14 protein-coding genes are annotated in these 19529 nt (G+C 44.7%); 10 read left to right on the top strand and 4 right to left on the bottom strand.

Going from position 1 to position 19529, the window contains the following annotated elements:
- The first annotated feature begins 7 nt into the window (after nucleotides 1-7).
- The 4 genes from ABNE31_RS01795 (at nucleotide 8) to ABNE31_RS01780 (ending at nucleotide 6874) form a co-directional block, all read left to right on the top strand.
- Entirely contained in the window at nucleotides 8-1288 is a 1281-nt protein-coding gene (locus ABNE31_RS01795) for a peptidoglycan DD-metalloendopeptidase family protein (protein WP_306012532.1), read from the top strand.
- The gene (pgi, locus tag ABNE31_RS01790) at nucleotides 1288-2925 is read left to right on the top strand and encodes a glucose-6-phosphate isomerase (RefSeq protein ID WP_349352142.1); all 1638 of its coding nucleotides are present in this window, start codon (nucleotides 1288-1290) and stop codon (nucleotides 2923-2925) included. The genes ABNE31_RS01795 and pgi overlap by 1 nt, the downstream gene beginning before the upstream one ends.
- 172 nt (nucleotides 2926-3097) lie before the next feature.
- Nucleotides 3098-6340: a carboxypeptidase regulatory-like domain-containing protein gene (locus ABNE31_RS01785; RefSeq protein ID WP_349352141.1), complete on the top strand. Its 3243-nt coding sequence runs from the start codon at nucleotides 3098-3100 to the stop codon at nucleotides 6338-6340.
- A 96-nt stretch (nucleotides 6341-6436) separates the two neighbouring features.
- Complete coding sequence (locus tag ABNE31_RS01780) at nucleotides 6437-6874, top strand: hypothetical protein (protein WP_349352140.1); 438 nt, start codon at nucleotides 6437-6439, stop codon at nucleotides 6872-6874.
- A 25-nt stretch (nucleotides 6875-6899) separates the two neighbouring features.
- Here the strand turns inward: ABNE31_RS01780 and ABNE31_RS01775 are convergent, their stop codons facing one another.
- Entirely contained in the window at nucleotides 6900-7937 is a 1038-nt protein-coding gene (locus ABNE31_RS01775; RefSeq protein ID WP_349352139.1) for an endonuclease/exonuclease/phosphatase family protein, read from the bottom strand.
- Nucleotides 7938-8038: 101 nt separating this feature from the next.
- Between ABNE31_RS01775 and ABNE31_RS01770 the strand changes: the two genes are divergently transcribed.
- From ABNE31_RS01770 to ABNE31_RS01760, 3 genes are read left to right on the top strand one after another with little or no spacing between them, the layout of a single operon-like run.
- The gene (locus ABNE31_RS01770) at nucleotides 8039-10774 is read left to right on the top strand and encodes a TonB-dependent receptor (protein ID WP_349352138.1); all 2736 of its coding nucleotides are present in this window, start codon (nucleotides 8039-8041) and stop codon (nucleotides 10772-10774) included.
- Between the two features lie 11 nt (nucleotides 10775-10785).
- A complete protein-coding gene (locus ABNE31_RS01765) occupies nucleotides 10786-12150 on the top strand; it encodes a DUF5689 domain-containing protein (RefSeq protein WP_349352137.1) in 1365 nt (454 codons plus the stop codon).
- 44 nt (nucleotides 12151-12194) lie between these two features.
- Complete coding sequence (locus tag ABNE31_RS01760; RefSeq protein ID WP_349352136.1) at nucleotides 12195-12587, top strand: hypothetical protein; 393 nt, start codon at nucleotides 12195-12197, stop codon at nucleotides 12585-12587.
- 227 nt (nucleotides 12588-12814) lie between these two features.
- Here ABNE31_RS01760 and ABNE31_RS01755 read toward each other — a convergent pair whose 3' ends face one another.
- Entirely contained in the window at nucleotides 12815-13345 is a 531-nt protein-coding gene (locus ABNE31_RS01755) for a lipid-binding SYLF domain-containing protein (protein WP_349352135.1), read from the bottom strand.
- A gap of 235 nt (nucleotides 13346-13580) precedes the next feature.
- Here ABNE31_RS01755 and katG point away from each other — a divergent pair, with 235 nt between their 5' ends.
- The 3 genes from katG (at nucleotide 13581) to ABNE31_RS01740 (ending at nucleotide 17151) form a co-directional block, all read left to right on the top strand.
- On the top strand, nucleotides 13581-15794 hold the full coding sequence (gene katG / locus ABNE31_RS01750; protein WP_293286717.1) for a catalase/peroxidase HPI: 2214 nt from the start codon (nucleotides 13581-13583) through the stop codon (nucleotides 15792-15794).
- Between the two features lie 96 nt (nucleotides 15795-15890).
- On the top strand, nucleotides 15891-16442 hold the full coding sequence (locus ABNE31_RS01745) for an ankyrin repeat domain-containing protein (protein WP_349352134.1): 552 nt from the start codon (nucleotides 15891-15893) through the stop codon (nucleotides 16440-16442).
- Nucleotides 16375-17151 carry an amidohydrolase gene (locus ABNE31_RS01740; RefSeq protein ID WP_349352133.1) on the top strand — a complete coding sequence of 259 codons (777 nt, stop codon included), beginning with the start codon at nucleotides 16375-16377 and terminating at the stop codon, nucleotides 17149-17151. The genes ABNE31_RS01745 and ABNE31_RS01740 overlap by 68 nt, the downstream gene beginning before the upstream one ends.
- Here the strand turns inward: ABNE31_RS01740 and ABNE31_RS01735 are convergent.
- Together ABNE31_RS01735 and ABNE31_RS01730 are read right to left on the bottom strand one after the other, a co-directional pair.
- A complete protein-coding gene (locus ABNE31_RS01735; protein WP_349352132.1) occupies nucleotides 17135-18754 on the bottom strand; it encodes an Ig-like domain-containing protein in 1620 nt (539 codons plus the stop codon). The genes ABNE31_RS01740 and ABNE31_RS01735 overlap by 17 nt on opposite strands.
- Nucleotides 18755-18818: 64 nt before the next feature.
- The gene (locus ABNE31_RS01730; protein ID WP_349352131.1) at nucleotides 18819-19514 is read right to left on the bottom strand and encodes a ComF family protein; all 696 of its coding nucleotides are present in this window, start codon (nucleotides 19512-19514) and stop codon (nucleotides 18819-18821) included.
- Between the last annotated feature and the right edge of the window lie 15 nt (nucleotides 19515-19529).

Genomic DNA, 19529 nt, shown 5'->3' with positions numbered 1-19529 from the left:
AAGAAAAATGCGGAAAATTATTGGGGCAATGGTGGTGCTGACGGTGTTGGCATCATGTAAACAAACTAAGGAACCGGTTGAAGAAGTGGCAAAAGTGGAAGTGATCGAAAAGCTTCCAGAACTCCATTATGGTTTCAATCTGGATGAGTTCAATGTAGTGCGCGATACAGTGCGTAACGGCGATAGCTTTGGTGAACTCATGCTCAAAAATAAAGTAGACTACCCCAAAATAGCGGCCATCTCCGAAAATTATAGGGACACTTTCGACGTTCGAAAAATCATGGTGGGCAAACCCTATCTCATTCTAAAATCCAAGGATACTTCCGAAGTGGCCAAGGTTTTTATCTATCAAAATGATCGAATAAACTACACTGTGGTGGACCTTCGCGATAGCGCTGTTGCTTACAAGAACAAACGAAAGGTCACCCTAAGGGAGCGCGAAGTAGGAGGCGTTATCAACAGCAGCCTATCCGAAGCTATGGATAATTTGGGGGTAGATTATAGCGTAACCATAGGGCTATCCGAAATTTATGCTTGGACGATTGACTTCTTCCGACTGGAAAAAGGGGATAAGTTTAAGGTGGTTTTTGATGAACGTTACATTAACGATACCATTTATGCCGGTCGTGGGCCCATTAAAGCAGCACTTTTTGAACACAAGGGGAGGACTGTTTATGCATTTCCCTATGTCGCCGACAGCGTAAACAACATTTTGGATTATTTTGATCAAGATGCCAACAATTTAAGGAGCACCTTTTTAAGGGCGCCCATCAAATTTGGATATAGGCTTTCCTCTCGTTACAATCTTAAACGAAGAATTGCCTACTATGGTTACAAAGTAAGGCCGCACAAAGGAACAGATTATGCTGCTCCTGTGGGCACGCCCATTGTGGCAACCGCTGATGGGACCGTTACAGAGTCAACCCGAAGAGGAGGTAATGGCAAGTACGTCAAGATAAAACACAACAGCATTTACAGTACCCAATACCTTCACATGAAGGCGCAGAACGTCAAACGCGGAGAATTTGTTCGGCAAGGCGATGTAATCGGTTGGGTAGGGATGACCGGAAATACGGGAGGCCCCCATGTGTGTTACCGTTTTTGGAAAAATGGAAGACAAGTGGATCCCTTAAAAGAAAAATTGCCCGAAGCCGACCCCATTGCAGATTCATTGCGTACCGATTATATGGCGCATATAGCCCCTTTAAAAGAGCAATTGGATTGTATTGAATTTGTTGACCCGACGCCAACAGAACCCGAAGAAACCCTAATATCATACACCCAGTAATGGCATTACCCACAATTGACCCCACTACCACCCAAGCCTGGAAAAAGCTACAACAACATTACCAAGAAACAAAAAACGTACACTTAAGGGAACTGTTTTCAAAAGAAGAAGGTCGGGGACAAAAGTTTTCGATCCAATGGAACGATTTCTTGGTGGACTATTCAAAGAATAGAATTACAGAAGAAACTTTGGAATTGCTACTGCAACTTTCCAACGAAGTAGGGTTGCAGGATGCCATAGGGAGCTATTTTGGCGGGGAACTCATCAACCAGACCGAAGGCAGGGCAGTACTGCATACAGCACTGCGGGCCAAAAAGGGTGATACGGTTATGGTGGATGGCGTCAACATCGTAGATGAGGTTTTTGAGGTGAAGGAAAAAATAAAATCCTTTTCCAACGCTGTCATTTCTGGAGAACGCAAAGGACACACGGGAAAAGCATTCACCGATATCGTGAACATTGGTATAGGTGGGTCCGATTTAGGCCCTGCTATGGTTACCGAGGCCTTGAAGTTTTATCAAAATGACTTAAAGACCCATTTTGTGAGCAATGTGGATGGGGACTTGGTTCACGAAGTGTTGAAAGAGCTCAATCCTGAAACCACATTATTTGTCATAGTATCCAAATCGTTTACCACCCAGGAAACGCTGAGCAATGCACTGACCATTAAAAAATGGTTCTTGAAAAATGCATCCGAAAAGGATGTGGCCGATCATTTTGTGGCCGTCTCTACCAACCTTGAGAAAATCAAGGAATTTGGTATAGCCGACGACAATGTGTTTCCCATGTGGGATTGGGTCGGAGGCAGATTCTCCCTGTGGAGCGCGGTTGGACTTTCAATTGCCTTGTCTGTGGGTTACGAAAACTTTGAAGCCCTTTTGGATGGAGCCCACGAAATGGATGTACATTTTAAAGAAGCCCCTTTCCAAGATAACATACCTGTGCTACTGGGACTGATCAGTGTTTGGTACAATAACTTTTATGGCGCCGAAACCGAGGCCATTATTCCATACACCCAATACCTGCACCGTTTTTCGGCATACTTGCAGCAAGGAATCATGGAGAGTAATGGAAAGAGTATGGACAGAAATGGAAATCGGGTGGGCCACGAATCAGGAACCATCATCTGGGGCGAGCCAGGGACCAATTCGCAGCACGCTTTTTTCCAATTGATCCACCAAGGGACCAAATTGATTCCAACAGACTTTATTGGATACAAGAAATCATTGCACGGAGATGTGGATCACCACAATAAGCTGATGGCCAACTACTTTGCCCAAACAGAGGCATTGATGAACGGCAAAACCGCCGATGAGGTCAGGGGAGAGCTCAAATCCTCGGGATTATCGGGCGAGGAACTGGAAAAATTGTTGCCCTTCAAAATTTTTGAAGGAAACAAGCCCACCAACTCTATTCTAATCGAAAAATTGACCCCGAAAAGTCTAGGAGCTTTGATTGCCCTTTACGAGCATAAAATATTCGTTCAAGGGGTAATCTGGAATATTTTTAGCTACGACCAATGGGGCGTGGAATTAGGCAAGGAATTGGCCAAAACCATTTTATTGGACATTGAGAATTCAGAAATTGGCAAACACGACAGTTCCACAATGCACCTTTTGCAATTTTTTAAGGAGTAGGTTGCCATCTTTTCAAATCCTTCGAAAAAACCTAAACAATTGTCTGTCAAAGAACTCTAATTGTTAATTTAGTGTTAAGTATATTTGCATGATTTTAACTTTGGCTTAATCGCAGTGTGTCAAAAATGGATCACATTTGCAGCGCTAATTAAACACTTAAACACTGAATTAAATGAAAAGAATCTACTTGGCTATTGCGGCCATTCTTTTTACCGCAACAGCATTTGCACAAGGGGTTACCACGTCTTCTTTGGGAGGTCAGGTAACGGACAACGTTGGAGAGCCTTTGCCGGGTGCGTCAATCGTTGCAGAACACGTGCCATCCGGGACAGTCTATGGTGCTGCTACCGATTTTGATGGTTTCTACCGTATTTCAGGTATGAGAACCGGTGGACCTTATACCATAACTATTTCCTATGTCGGTTTTAATGAAATCGTAAAGGAAAATGTCTTCTTAAACCTTGGTTCTACCGAAAGAATCAGTGTCGAAATGGCAGAAGCAGCTACGGCATTGGACGAAGTGGTACTCACTGGAGTATCAAGTGGGGTTTTTGGTGCCAACAAAACAGGTACGGAAACAAACATTTCACAGCGACAAGTGGCTACCACTCCTGCAGCTTCCCGTTCATTGGCGGATTTTGTGCGTTTAACACCACAAGCACAGCTGTCTGAAGGTGATGATGGTTTTTCCATTTCACTTGCTGGTCAGAACAACCGTTATAATGCCATTTATATTGATGGTGCCGTAAACAATGACGTGTTTGGTTTGGCAGGTTCCGGTACCAACGGAGGACAGACAGGGGTAAACCCACTTTCCGTTGATGCGATTGAAACATTCCAGATCAACATCGCTCCTTTTGATGTAAGACAGTCTGGTTTCTCCGGAGGTTCCATCAACGCAGTAACCCGTTCAGGTTCCAACGAATTTGAGGGATCTGCATACTACTTCACCAGAAATGAATCTTTGGCGGGAAAAACGCCAGGTGCATTGGTAAATGAAGGAGATGATAGAGAAAAACTAGCGGAATTCTCTGCTAACACCTATGGTGTTCGTTTGGGTGGTCCACTTATTGAGGACAAACTCTTTTTCTTTGTGAACTACGAAAGAGGTGAAACTGAAACTCCTCAACCTTTTACATTCAGCAACTACACAGGTCGTGCTTCTGAGGCAGATCTAGCAGGGTTGAGTTCATTCCTTCAAAATACCTACGGATACAATCCTGGTATTTTTGATAACAACACCCGTACATTGGAAAGTAATACATTGGTGGCCAAATTGGACTGGAACATCAATGAAAACCACAACCTTTCTTTGCGTCACAGCTATGTTGGTGCGGAAAACTTGGAAGCAAGAAACTCCGGTAACAGAAACATTGGTTTCATAAACGGTTCAGAGTTTTTTGAATCTACAACCAACTCTACTGCATTGGAGTTGAACTCTCGTTTCAGCAATAAATTCAGTAATAACTTGGTAGTAGGCTTTACTGCCGTACGTGATGACAGGGATCCTTTTGGACAGCCTTTCCCAACAGTTGACATCCAAGATGGAGACGGATTCATCTCCTTTGGTTCTGAGCCATTTTCTACCGCCAACTTGTTGAATACTGACTATTTGACTATTACCAACAACTTCAATATTTACGCAGGAAGGCACACCATTACACTAGGGGCCAACGCGGAATTTGCAACGGTAAAGAACTTGTTCTTTGCCTATAACTACGGGGATTATACCTTCGAAGATCAGTTCGATGATGAGGGCAATCTACTTTCTTCTGGATTGAACCAGTTCTTGACAGGTCAGAATGCTGACGTGTACCAGCATGGGTATTCTTTGGTCGGTAACGGTATAACTGGTGATGAATCTGCAGGTTCTGCTGATTTTGAAACGGAGCAGTATGGAGTTTACGTACAGGATGAAGTTGATGTTACCGATAACTTCAGAGTGAGTTTTGGTGCTCGTATCGATATTCCTGTATGGAGAGACGGTCCTGTAAATGAAGACTTCAATACTCGTACAGTAGGATTATTGGAAGCTGCTGGAAAAGACCTTCAAGGTGCTCGTGTTGGACAGCAGATTAGCAATGCCGTGTTCTCTCCTCGTCTAGGTTTCAACTGGGACGTAAATGGAGATAGAACCACTCAAATTCGTGGGGGTCTTGGGGTATTTACTTCTAGATTGCCATTGGTATGGCCAGGTGGTAGCTACAACAATAATGGTGTTACCGGTGGATTCATGTTCGAGTTTGGACAACCATTTGAAGCCGACGTTAACAACCAATTTGAAGACCCAGCTCCAGGTTCAGGTGGTGTTGGTGGAAACATTGACTTGATTTCAGCTGATTTCCAGCTACCTCAGGTTATGAAGTATAACTTTGCCATCGACCAGAAACTTCCTTGGTGGGGCTTGATTGCCTCTGCTGACTTCTTGTACACAGATGTAATCAATGACATCTATTATGAGAACTTGAATATCGGTGGACCAGAAGGATTCTACCAAGGTGCTGACAACCGTCCGTTTTACAATCGTAGCAATCGAATTGACGGTACATACCAAGGTATTTATTTAGCATCAAATACAGGAGGGGGTAATGCCACAACGGCTACCTTTACCTTGACTAAGCCTTTCGATAACGGTTTTGCAGGTTCGGTATCCTACTCTTTCAGTGAGTCCAACAAAATTTTCGATGGTACTTCTTCACAGAACAGTTCTCAATGGAGAAACATACTAACGGTAAACGGTAAAAACTCCAACTTGCCTGTTACCCGTTCCGATTTTGCTGGTGGTAGCCGAATTTTGGCCAATGTTTCTTACCAATTGGATTGGAACGAGAACGTAAGCACAACCGTTGCTTTGCTGTACACTGGATCACAAAACGCTCCATACAGCTTTACGTATAACGAAGGACGTGATTTGTTGAACGATGACTCAAGGGACAATGCTTTGATTTACATCCCAAGAGATGCTTCTGAAATTCAATTCTCTGGCGACGAGGCGCAGCAAGCGGCTCAATGGGAGCAATTGGATAATTTCATAAGCAGCATTGATTACTTGGACGAAAACAGAGGAGGTTATGCTGAGCGTAACGCTGAAAGAGGTCCATGGAGCCATATTCTTGACTTGAAGGTTCTTCAGGATTTCAAGATTAAGTTTGGAAATACCAAGCACACCTTCCAGCTTTCTGCTGATGTTTTCAACTTCACCAACCTTTTGAACAAAGATTGGGGTCGATTGAAGTTCGTGAGAAGCTCTGTTAGCCCGTTGACAACTGTTTCTACAGGAGACACTCCTGTATTCAGTATCAACCAAGGTGTAATGGATGAAAATGGAAACCCTGACTTCATCGAATTCGATGATAGAGGTATTCAGTCATCCAGATGGCAAGCACAATTGGGTATTAGATATATCTTTAACTAAGGATATATTAAATATAGAATTAAAGCCCTTCGCCATCGCGAAGGGCTTTTTTTATCTCTAAAATTCCGTATTTTTAAACCACTTAAATTCTACCTAATGGAAATCATCAAGAACCTACACTCTTATTTGGCCTATGTGGTGCTGGCCGTTTTAGTATTGGCCGTCGTGAATGCGATAGCTGGCTGGTTGGGCAAAAAGGATTTTACCCTGCAAAAGGACTTTCGTATCAGTTTGTTCGCCTTGATTCTGAGCCATATCCAGTTGTTGATTGGGCTTATTCTATATTTTGTCTCCGGAAATGGATTCAAAGCCATCCAAACCCTTGGAATGAGCGGATTGAACGCTCCGGCGCGCCTATTGGCCGTGGAACATCCGTTTACAAACATCATTGCCTTAGTTTTGATTACCATCGGATGGTCCAGGCACAAAAAGTTCATGGAAAGCCAGCGAAAGTTTAAGACCATTTCCATTTTTTACGGTTTAGGCTTGCTGCTTATTTTGAGCCGTATCCCATGGGCACAGTGGTTCGCTTAATTTCATTCCCGCGGAGGCGGGAATCTTACTCTGCTTCCTTCAACAAAAACAAATACACAGGAAAATGGTCGCTATACCCAGCCGTGTAGCTACCACCTGAGTAGGTGCGTAGCGGATAGCCTTTAAAGCGCCCTTGGTCCGTTCGCACAAAGGCAGGCGCAAAAATACCCGCTTTCCAAAAGGAAAGATTAGTACGGTCTTGCGCCACCAAATTCGAGGTGAAAAACAGTTGATCGAACAAATTCCATTTGTCTTGATAGGCGAGGGAACCAATGCCCTTTTTATAAAGTGCCTCCATGGGATTGTACAGGTCCAAACTGCCCAACTGCTTTATCTTTCCTTTGGTTTTCAAAATGGTTCTCAAACTGTTGTCAATGGGGTCGTCGTTTAAGTCGCCCATGGCGATAACTTTAGCATCTGGGTCCAACGTTTGTATGGAATCGATAATCCGCTTGTTCAGCAATGCCGCCCGTACACGAAAAGGTTCGCTCCTGGCTGCCCCACCTCTTCGGGAGGGCCAATGGTTCACCACAAAATGGAACTTTTCGCCATCCATGGTGCCACCTACCACCAACTGGTCTCTCGTATATTTGCGTTCCCCTAGATCATCAAACAATAAAAGCCTATGGCTTTTAAAGGATGAAGGAATGAAGGAAGCCTTTTTGTAAAGTAAGGCCACATCAATGCCCCGCTCATCGGGGGAATCAAAATGGATGATGCCATAATCCTTGTCCCGCAAATTCGGATGCTGGACCAAATCTTCAAGCACATCCAGATTTTCCACTTCACAAAGCCCCACAATGTCCGGGGAAGTTTTGGAGGTGTCAGCCCCAATTTGGGAAATTACATGGGAGAGATTGTCCAATTTTTGGAGATACCGTTCCCGGGTCCAGTGATAACGGCCCTCAGGCGTTCGGTCGTCATCAAAGGTAAGGGAGTCGTTTACCGTGTCAAACAAGTTTTCACAGTTGTAAAAAGCAACGGTCCTAATGATGTATGTCTTGGACTTTTGTCCGTAAAGTGAGGTCGATATTAATACAAGTAGGTATATTAATAATCGCATTCTATTTTGATTTTGTAGCTAAAATAAGTAAGATTGTACGCTTTCTTGCAATTTGTACAGCAATTACAACCCCTTTTTTATTCATTAACCTACAATAAGCTATGAGACTAGCCGTACTCTGGGCTGTACTCTGTTGTTGCAAAGTGCTGTACGGGCAACAACGTACACGGGTTACAGGCCAATTAATGGACAAGGGGTTGGATGTTCCCATTTCCAATGCAAACATCATTTTGGAAAGCAGTTCCCAACAATTTACAGTAAATGCAAAGGGTGAGTTTGAACTAAACTTATCGGAAACAGGAGAACAGATGCTCCAAATTTCGGCCTTGGATTTCATCACCAAGCGATATTCCATTTATTTGGATGGAAACCCCATCGATTTGGGCATTATTTATTTGGAAAGAGACATTGCCCGTGAACAAACGGATAACCTGATTACACTTACCGAAGGAGACCTTTCCGATGACTTTGAATCCGTTTCCAGTACCATGGGATTGTTGCAGTCTACCCGTGATATTTTTTTAAATCGTGCCGCTTTTGATTTTGGACAGGCCTTTTTTAAGGTCCGAGGATACGATTCACGAAATGGAATGGTGCTCATCAATGGAATTCCAATGAACAAATTCTTTGATGGCAGGCCGCAGTGGAACAATTGGGGCGGACTTAACGATGTGGTCCGCAATCAGGAATTTACCAACGGCCTTTCCATCAACCCCTATTTGTTTGGTGGAATTTTGGGGAATACCAACATTAATACCCGGCCATCTGGTCTTCGCCCAGGCTTACGTTTGTCTTCATCCCTTTCCAACCGAACCTACAATGGCAGGCTTATGGCCACGTATAATTCGGGGGAACGGCCAAGCGGACTTTCGTATTCGGTATCGGCCTCGCGCAGATGGGCCAATGAAGGTTATGTGGAAGGCACCTTGTACGATGCGTATTCCTTTTTTGGAGCTTTGGAATATCAGTTCAATCCCAAGAACAGCATTGCATTTACCTCAATTTTGGCGCGCAATCGAAGGGGGCGTTCCTCTGCCATGACCGAAGAAGTCTTTGATTTGATGGGTGCCCGGTATAATCCCTACTGGGGCAATCAAGACGGGATTATCAGAAATTCAAGGGAGCGGGAGATATTTGAACCGATTTTTTTGCTCAACTATACGCTTGATACCAAAAAAGTGGATTGGAATTTTGGATTTGCCTATCAAACAGGTACGAATTCACGCAGTAGGCTGGGATATTACAACGCCCCAAATCCCGACCCGACCTATTACAGATATTTGCCGAGCTACTACATCAACAGTTCCATAGGAGCGGATTTCGTGAATGCCAACTTGGCCAAAGAGGCATTTTTGGAAGACCCGCAACTCAATTGGGAGCAACTCTACACCGCTAATACCAATAATGCTGACAAAGCAGCCTACCTGCTCTATGATGATGTAACAGAAGATAAGACTTTAACGGTATCTACAAGTTTCAACGCTCACCTTGGTGATTTGATACAGCTTGGTTTGGGAGGAAATTATAGGAGTACTTCCTCCGAAAACTTTGCTGAAATCCAAGATTTGTTGGGCGCGTCATTCCATGAAGATTTGGATACCTTTTCCGATACCTTGAACGATACCCAAGGCGATTTACAGAAAACGGAAGGCGAAAAGTTCAACTATCACTATAATTTGGACGCTTCCCAAATGGAAGCCTATGCACAGCTTCAACTGACTTCCAAAACATGGGATGGGTTTGTTTCGGCCGCATATTCCAATCAGCAGGTACAGCGCAACGGTTTCTTTACCAACGAGCGTTATCTGGAAAATTCCTTTGGCCCTGGCAATCAAATTTCTTTTTCCAATCTATCGTACAAAGCTGGTTTGACCTATTTCCTGAACGGACGACATTGGATTACCGCGACTGCGGCGCAGATGGAACGGCCACCCATTGTTCAGAATATATTCATCAACCCAAGGGAGAACAATGAAACAGTGCCTGATTTGCAGCAGGAAGCTATAAGCAGTGTGGATTTGGGCTATTTTGTCCGATTGCCCAATCTAACAGGTCGTATAAGTGCTTTTTATACGCGGTTTCAGCACACCACCGACATCAATTTCTTTTTCGTGGATTCCGGATTGGGTTCCGATTTTGTGCAGGAGGTCATTACTGGATTGGATAGGTTGCACAAGGGCATTGAATTCGGGTTTGAATATGAGGCGTCCTCCAGTGTAAAGTTGACCGCCGCGGGAAATTTTGGCGAGTATACCTATGCCAGTGACCCATCCATTCAAATTAATTTTGACACGGCTGGAGCCGAAGAGGACCTGATTGCGCCCGAAGGTACCATTGATTTGGGTGTTGCCGACCTTAAGGACCTCAGACTGGCACAAGGCCCACAAACCGCCATCGCTCTAGGCGTATCCTATCGTTCGCCAAAGTATTGGTGGGTCAGCGCAACGACCAATTACCTCACCAATAACTATATCAACCTTTCCGCCATCACCAGAACCCCCAGTTTTTTGATTGACCCCGAAACGGGCGAAGCTTTTCCCGATGCCACCGAGGAAAATGTGGGCCATCTACTGCGGCAAAAAAAGTTGGAGGACATCTACCTGCTCAATCTAGTGGGTGGCAAATCGTGGCTGGTGGGCGGAAAATACATCAGCCTTTTTGCCAGTGTGAACAATCTGTTCGATACGATTTTCCGTACAGGAGGCTATGAGCAGAGCCGTAACGGGAACTTTGGGCAGTTGCGGCAGGACAATCAGAGCGGTTCCCCTTCTTTCGCGCCAAAGTATTGGTACAGTTACGGACGCACCTATTTTTTGAATTTGGCTATCAGCTTTTAATCCATTATCCCATGAAAAATTTAGTGTTAAAGAGTATCGGAATTGTATTGGTCATCCTAGCATTGAGCTGCGTGGAGGGCCGTGAATTTGGAACATTGGAAGCCAACTGCACTACGGATATCAACGCAAACATCACTTTTGCCGCTTTGGATTCGCTGGTTCAAGACGATGTGGTGCAGATTCAGGAAGATTTGGTACTGGAGGGCTATGTGATTTCTTCCGACCAAGCAGGTAATTTTTTTAATGTACTTTACCTACAGGACAGCCCTGCCAATCCTTCGGGAGGAATTCGCTTGGAGGTGGACTTGCGTGAATCCCATTTGTTATATCCAGTTGGGAGCAAAGTTTATATCAAACTGAAAGAACTCTATCTGGACCGAAGGGGAACTTCGCTTGAGTTGGGAGGGGTGTTCTCCTCTTTTGGGAACCTCTCGGTAGGTCGATTGCCCAGAGGAAAGGTGTTGGAGCACGTATTTACCTCCTGTGAAGGGCCGGGTACGATTCAACCGCTCAAGACGACTATCGCGGAAATTGACAGTATTCCTTCGGAAATATTGGTGCAGTTGGATTCATTGGAGTTTGCAGAAGATATTTTGGGTGAAACCTACGCCATTCCCGAGGAAGAAACCGAACGCATCTTGATGGATTGTGCGGAAAATCAAATCACCTTGTTGAACAGTGGCTACTCCGATTTTCAGGCGGAGCCATTACCGCAAACCAATGGAACCCTAACGGCCATAATCACCAAAGATGGAAAGTCCCCTCAGTTGATTATCCGTAGTTTGGAAGATGTGTCCTTTACCAATGACCGCTGTCCGGAAATCATCACCGAGTTTACTTCCAATCGTATTTTTATTTCGGAATTGGCCGACCCGGACAACAATTCCGGCGCACGCTTTGTGGAACTGTACAATGCGAGCGAAGAACCGCTGGATTTAAACCTGTGGACGCTGCGACGGTATACCAACGACAATACGGAGGTGAGTTCCACCATCGACCTAACAGGTTTCATAATCAACGGCGAAAGCACCTTGGTGATATCCCCCAACGCCTCCGAATTTGAACTGGTGTATGGCTTTCCTCCCGATTTGGGCGTATCCACCAACAGTCCTGCCGATTCCAATGGAGACGATAATTTGGAGCTTGTGGACCCCTTTGGGACCGTCATTGATGCGTTTGGGGTCATTGGAGAGGATGGTTCCGGAACCAATCACGAATTTGAGGATGGCCGTGCGGTACGGAACATCGAAATTACCACCGCAAACCCTGTGTATACTTTTTCGGAATGGACTATCTTTAACGATACCGGAGAGGCGGGAACCATACAACAGCCCCAGAACGCCCCCGAGGATTTTACTCCTGGTGTGCGGGAGTGACCATATTGCGCAGCATACCCCAATTACATTTTAATTCTTTAATTATGAAAAGCAAAATTGTTTTTACTGCTGCAGTATTGTTCTTCGGCCTAACTCATAGCTGCGCACAAGACTTTTCCCCCAAACAACAACAGCGATTGGAGGAGTGGGGGTTGAACCATACCTATCTGTTGGCACAAAGTGAGGCTAATGAACAGCAACTATTGGATATTTTGAACGAGAATCGCAAAAGAAAGAACAACCTGGTCATGGGTGCGGGTTTTGCAGGACTGGGTTTGTTGTTTTTAACTACAGGCAGTATAATCTTCAACCAAGATAGCGATTGTAATGATACCCATATATGTGAGAATACTGGGCAAGTTATTGTGGGTGGAGGACTCATGGCTCTGGGAACATTTGAAGTGGGGTATCCCTGCCCTTATTTTTATCTTCCATAAAACGAAAGAAAAAACGAAACAAAATGATTCAGGAACTTCAAGAACAATATCCGTTGATGCCCCAATTGCAATAAAATTGGTGACCAAAAGCTGATTTTCTGTCAGTTCGACTGAAGTCGAGAACTTAAAGTGTGTTAATAATCAAAAGGTTTCGACTGCGCTCAACCTGACAAAGTCAAAATCGTATCACCTTATAGTGCGGTCTCTAAGCGATGCGTTCAAAAAAATTAAAAAGCCTTGTACCCAAACTTTTGTCCACCAACCGAGGCGTCGGCCATTAGGCCGGCCTTGGGCAGGGCAAAAACGGCTACGCCATCCTTATATTTGGCATTAAACGCAATACCGGATTTTAGGGCAACCGCCGAAGTCTCGGCCGCAAATTGGAATTTTTCGGTTTTGAAGCGCTGTAAATCCACATCGGTCTCAAAAAAGATGACCTCGATAATGGCCTGACCACCCGCTTGCAGTCCAATGTTCAACTTTTTCAAATCGGCCATGCCCACTGCTTCGCCATTTTCGTAGACTACGCCGTTACCGGATGCCCCGCCAATGATAAAACCACCCTTCCCTACATTCGGGAAAATTGCGTAGCCAGCGGAATCTTCAAAAAAGCGTTCCAATCCCGGACTGGTCTCCAGTAGGGTCGTTTTGGCCTTTTGGGCATCCTGCATAATCTTTTGGTCCTTTCTACTTTGGGCCGAGGCAACGGTTGTTGTTAACAATAGGGTTGCCAGGGCACATATTCTTATCAATTTCATCGTGTCATTATTAAGGTTCAATCAAAAGTAACCAAACAACTTGCTCCAATTTGGAAAGGGTTTGCCAAATAGTGTTAAGGAAAATATAGAAAATCAAGGAACTCGATCAAAGGAGGTAAAACCAATAGAGAAAAACTATGTTTTAATAATATATTAATATCAAACGTCTATGGTCTAGGCAAGCAATTTAGTATCTTTAAGGAACTGAAAATTAATATAAAACAACGATACAATCATGAGTAAAGAATTGGCAAACGGGGCTGATGCAAGCATGTGCCCACACCTCAATGCGATGAACCAAGCTGCAGGGGAAGGAACTTCCATTGATTATTGGTGGCCAGAGCAATTAAACTTGGGCATTTTGCGCCAACATTCGAACCTGACCAACCCTTTGGGTGAGGATTTTGATTATGTGGAAGCCTTTAAGTCACTCGACTTGGATGCCCTAAAAAAAGACCTTACCGATTTGATGACAGACAGCCAAGATTGGTGGCCTGCAGATTACGGACATTACGGACCATTTTTTATCCGTATGACATGGCACGCTGCCGGTACGTACCGGGTACAGGATGGCCGTGGTGGAGCTGTTGGAGGACAACAACGTTTTGCCCCATTGAACAGCTGGCCGGATAACGCCAACTTGGACAAAGCACGTCGACTGTTATGGCCCATCAAACAAAAATATGGGAACAAAATTTCTTGGGCCGACCTTTTGGTGTTGACCGGAAACGTAGCTTTGGAGTCCATGGGCTTCAAAACCTTTGGTTTTGCCGGAGGACGTAGGGACGACTGGGAAGCTGACAAAGCCACAAACTGGGGTCCTGAAAAAGTATGGGTCGGAGATGAGCGTCACGATGATGACGGTATGTTGAAAGGTAACCTTGCTGCTGACCATATGGGATTAATCTATGTTAACCCAGCAGGACCTAACGGAGACCCAGACCCTCTTAAAGCAGCGAAGTACATCAGGAACTCCTTTGGCCGTATGGCTATGAACGATGAGGAGACCGTAGCCTTGATTGCTGGAGGACATACCTTTGGTAAAGCACACGGAGCGGGACCACATGAACACAAAGGCGTAGAGCCAGAAGGTGCTGCCATGGCCAATCAAGGATTTGGATGGATGAGCGATTTCAAATCAGGAAAAGGACCCGATACCATTACCGATGGTGAGGAAGGCGCCTGGACCAGCAACCCCATCAAATGGGATATGGGCTATTTTGAAAACCTATTTGGTTACGAATGGGAAAAAACAACAAGTCCGGCAGGAGATGTACAATGGCAACCCGTTAATGGCGGTGGAGCAGGAACCGTAGTAGATGCTTACGACCCAAACCTTAAGCACGCTCCAATGATGTTCACTACGGATTTGGCTTTGCGCGTAGATCCGGAATACGAAAAAATTTCACGTAGGTTTTACGAAAACCCAGATGAGTTTGCAGATGCCTTTGCACGTGCTTGGTACAAGTTGACCCACAGGGATATGGGACCCAAAGCCGTATTGTATGGACCAGAAGTGCCAGAAGAAGAACTGTTGTGGCAAGACCCCATTCCAGCGGCGGATTACGAAACTATTAACGATGACGATGTTGCCAATTTGAAAGGTAAAATCGTAAGCGCCGGATTGAGTGTGTCAGAACTAGTTTCAACAGCATGGGCTTCAGCCTCTACTTTTAGAGGTTCTGATAAACGCGGTGGAGCCAATGGCGGACGTATCCGTTTGGCCCCTCAAATTGATTGGGAAGTCAACAATCCAAAACAGTTGAAGAAAGTATTGAACACCTACGAAGTGATTCAGCAAGGGTTCAATGATGAGCAATCTGGAAACAAAAAAGTATCCATGGCCGATTTGGTGGTCTTGGGAGGTGTAGTAGGTATCGAAAAAGCCGCAAAAGATGCTGGTTATGATGTCTCCGTACCCTTCACACCGGGCCGTACCGATGCTTCCGCGGACCAGACCGATGTTGAATCCTTTGAATGGTTGAGACCTCAGGCCGATGGATTCCGTAACTACTTTGCGCCAAATTTTGAGACCACGCCAGAGACCATGTTGGTGGATAAGGCAGAGCTATTGACCTTGACCGCTCCTGAAATGACCGTTCTTTTGGGTGGTTTGAGAACCATAAACATCAATTTTGATGGTTCCGACCATGGTGTATTTACAGACAAGCCCGGTACCTTGAGCAATGATTTCTTTGTGAATCTTTTGGATATGGCGACCCAGTGGGAAGCAACATCCGAAGCCGAAGAGGTTTTTGAAGGTAAGGACCGTAAGACCGGAGAGGTAAAATGGACCGGAACCCGTGTAGACCTTATTTTTGGTTCCAACTCCGAGCTACGTGCCTTGGCCGAATTGTATGCGGGCAGCGATTACAAAGAGCGATTTGTAAAAGATTTCGTTGCCGCATGGACCAAAGTAATGAACTTAGATCGTTTCGATGTGGCCTAGGTCCACCGGAGCGAGTGAATAGAAAAAGAAAATTGAATTAAATGCTGCCATGACCCCACAAGGTTATGGCAGTTTTTTTATAACTTTCCCAGAGCTATGAACAACAAGCAGGAACTTTTCAATCAGATACGGTCGGGCAATTTGGAGACCGTACAAAAGCTACTGAACAACGACCCAGCTTTGCTGGAAGTCAAAGATGAAAGGGGCTCCACACCATTATTGTTGGCCGCATATTATGGCCATACCGATTTGGTAGATTTTTTACTAAAAAAAGGTGCCAAAGTAGATGCCTTGGATGGTTCGGGCAATACCGCACTTATGGGAGTTTGCTTTAAGGGCTATACGGATATTGCCCAAAAACTGATTGATGCTGGTGCCAATGTAAGCCAAAAAAACGCTATGGGCGCTACCTGTCTCATCTACGCAGTCACTTTTAACCGAAAGGATATTGCCGAAATGCTTTTAAAGCATGGGGCCGATGCATCGGTGAAGGATGCACGCGGCAACACCGCCATGGACTTGGTGAAGGAACAAGGAACAAGGAAACACGGAACTGGAGGAACTCTTAAAACAATACTAGATGTCCAAAACCTTGAACATTGCTTTGATTCAAACCACATTGCATTGGGAAGACCCGGTAAGCAATAGGAAGATGTTTGATGAGAAAATCGAAAGTATACCAGATGATGTGGATGTTATTGTTCTTCCCGAAATGTTTACCAGTGGCTTTACCATGAACCCCGGAAATATGGAGCCATCGGAAGGGGAGATTACGGTGGATTGGATGAGGGCTTTGGCAAAGGACAAGGACTCGGCCGTGGTCGGGAGCATTGTTTTTCAAGAGGAAGATAAATTTTACAATCGATTGTTTTTTGTCTATCCTGATGGTTCCTTCAAGCATTATGATAAAAAACACACCTTTACCTTGGCAGGAGAGGATCAAGTGTACGAGGCAGGAAACGAAAAACTTATTTTGGACTATAAAGGATTTAAAATCTGCCCCATGATTTGTTACGATTTGCGATTTCCAGTGTGGTCCAGAAATGTGGAGGATTACGATGTGCTGATGTACGTAGCCAACTGGCCCAAGAAAAGAATTGCCGCTTGGGATACGCTGTTGAAAGCAAGGGCGATTGAAAACATGGCTTATTGCATCGGTGTCAATCGTGTAGGTTTGGATGGTGCTGATTTCGAATATACCGGACATTCCGCAGTATACGATGTGCTAGGAGAGCAATTATGTTATTCCGAAAAGGAAGAGGTACTTTACGCCACTTTGGACAGGGCCCATGTCGAAGATACCAGAAAACAATTACGATTTTTGGAGGACAGGGACCGCTTTAGTTTGATAGAATAAAGGTTTCTTCCTTTTCCCAATTTGCTCTGATTTCGATAGTACCAGGATAATAGCTGATTTTTTCGGGCTGCTGTTTTTTCAAGTAATTTCCCGTATCCCATTTTCCGTTTCCGTTCGAATCAAAAATAACGCGGGCGATATAATTCCCGGGGTTGAGATGGTTAAATTCAAAGGTTTGTGCTTCCGAGGCGACTATTTCGCGTTGCACCACACCCTTTTCATTGGTCAACTGCACAACGATGGGATAGGTTACGTCGCTACCGAAAATCATCCTAAGGTTACCGTAATCGGCAAAACTTCCAGTTGATAGGTTGTAGTCCAGGGTATCGTTTTGCATGCCAAAAAAATCAGTGATGGCACCGGGCAGTAGCGAGAAGGAATACTTTTGATTGGGCTCTACCTCAAAATCAAAATCTACCTTGTTTTTAAGGGTATCCAAGACAAAAGTGTAAGGCATGGGAATGGAATCGCTCACATTGAGAGAAACTTGACTGGTATCCAACGCAACAATGGGAGTATTAGCCAATATGCTGAATTTGTCCTCAAAATTGAACTTCCCCGTTACAGAGGTGGATAGTTTTAAGGAATCCATGGGAAGGTCACGCATTTTTACCGTAAACGTATCGATGGCCTCGACTTTGTCGTTTTGAACAGTGAAGATAATCGAGTCCAATTCTGTCGGGCTAAGCCAATAATTCAAGGTGTCTTTGTCCCTTTCTTTTAAAAGGGTAGTGCTCACAGAGTCCGGCAAGGTGGTCAAGGATTCGATGACCATGTCCCTGTAATCTCCTTGGTATCCAAATATGATCTTGTTCTTGGCCACCATACTGGGTACCGATGCCTTGTAATTAAGCTGTTCCCTAAACAGGTTCAATACATATATGGAATCTGTTGGTACGGTAATGGTATCGGCAATAAAACCGATTTTATCCTGGGATTGATCGAACATATTGTTTTTGTTCACATCCTTGAGCCCAAAAAGGGCGTATTTACCCCCTTTCAGGTTTTTTAGTTCAAAAAAGGGCAAACTATCTCCAGTGTTGGTGATGTACAAAGGTGGCTGTTTGAACACCGTGGAATCTGTGTAGGTGCTGTCCATCTCGTAGAGCATCACACTGATAAATTCATCTGCCTTAAGATTGACCGCATCCGAAACAGCCCCGGTCAGGGTCAAGGAATCCAAATAATCTCCTGTCGAAAACACATAGGTCAAAAAACTGTTTGGGTTTTTTTCGTTGTTGTCTACAATACTTTGTCCAAAATTAATGGTGTAAGTAGTGTTTTCCCTCAGCGTATCCTTTATCTCCACTTCGATATACTTGCTGGGAGCACCCATGGGTGTTATGGTAGCTGGGTTTTTAAATGGGGGCGAAACGACCAACTGGTTTTGGACATCTTCCAGTTTGATAAGCTCATCGAAATAGAGGCGTATTTTCTTTGCCTTGAAATTGGTGGTAAAGTTTTCTGGTTCGGCCCTTACCAACTGGGGGGGCGTCGTATCCTTGGGACCGCCGCTGGGAGAACCTCTCTTGGCGCATTGCCAAAGGGCCATCACCATAAATGCGAAAAAAAGAAGTCCCAACGATTTTTTCAAATAAACCATGCCGAAAACATTGTGGAACAAAGAAACAACTAATTTAAAAAATGCGATACCGCATTGGCAAAATTTAACCCTCTGGCACCACCGCCATACTCAAAACAGAAACTTCCAATCCTTTTACCTGCAGCAAGGCCCGAGCGCAGGACTCGATGGTGGCACCCGTTGTGATCACATCGTCGACCAATAGAACTCTTGTATAGGAGATATTTTTGGAAAAGTCGAGGGCAAAGGCGTCCTTGGAACTTTCCCATCTCGTTTGCCGGCCTTTCTTGGTCTGGGTTTTGGTGTTCTTGGTCTTAATCAGCCAATTGTCGCAATAATCCGCTCCGATATGCTGCGCTACGTGGCGGGCGAACAATGCCACTTGGTTATACCCCCGTTTTTTCAATTTCTTGGGGTGTAAGGGAACCGGGACTACAACATCAATATCCTTCAGTTGGCCAGATTCTTTCAAAAGGGTGCCGCACCAATCCCCAAAAAAACCACCGATCTGTTCTTGATTTTTGTACTTAAGCCAATGCAGTACATTTTTTACTAGGCCATTTTTGGAGAAATAAACGAAAGATGCCGCCTTTTTTATGGGAATTCTACCATAAAATATGCGGTCCACAGCGTTTTCTTCCAGATAGTTATGATCGGTGAGTGGCACATCATGTCGACAAACGGCACACAAAACGTGTTCTCCCCTAAATAATTGGGCATTACATCCAAAACATGCCCTTGGCAATAGGATGTTGTTAATCTCGTTTATTATCTTAGCCAACCTTTTTGGTGTCAA

This window comes from Flagellimonas sp. MMG031 (genome assembly GCF_040112705.1).
Taxonomy (GTDB): Bacteria; Bacteroidota; Bacteroidia; order Flavobacteriales; family Flavobacteriaceae; genus Flagellimonas.
The sequence above is the reverse complement of the archived record's forward strand: the minus strand, read 5'-3'. Positions and strand labels throughout refer to the sequence as shown.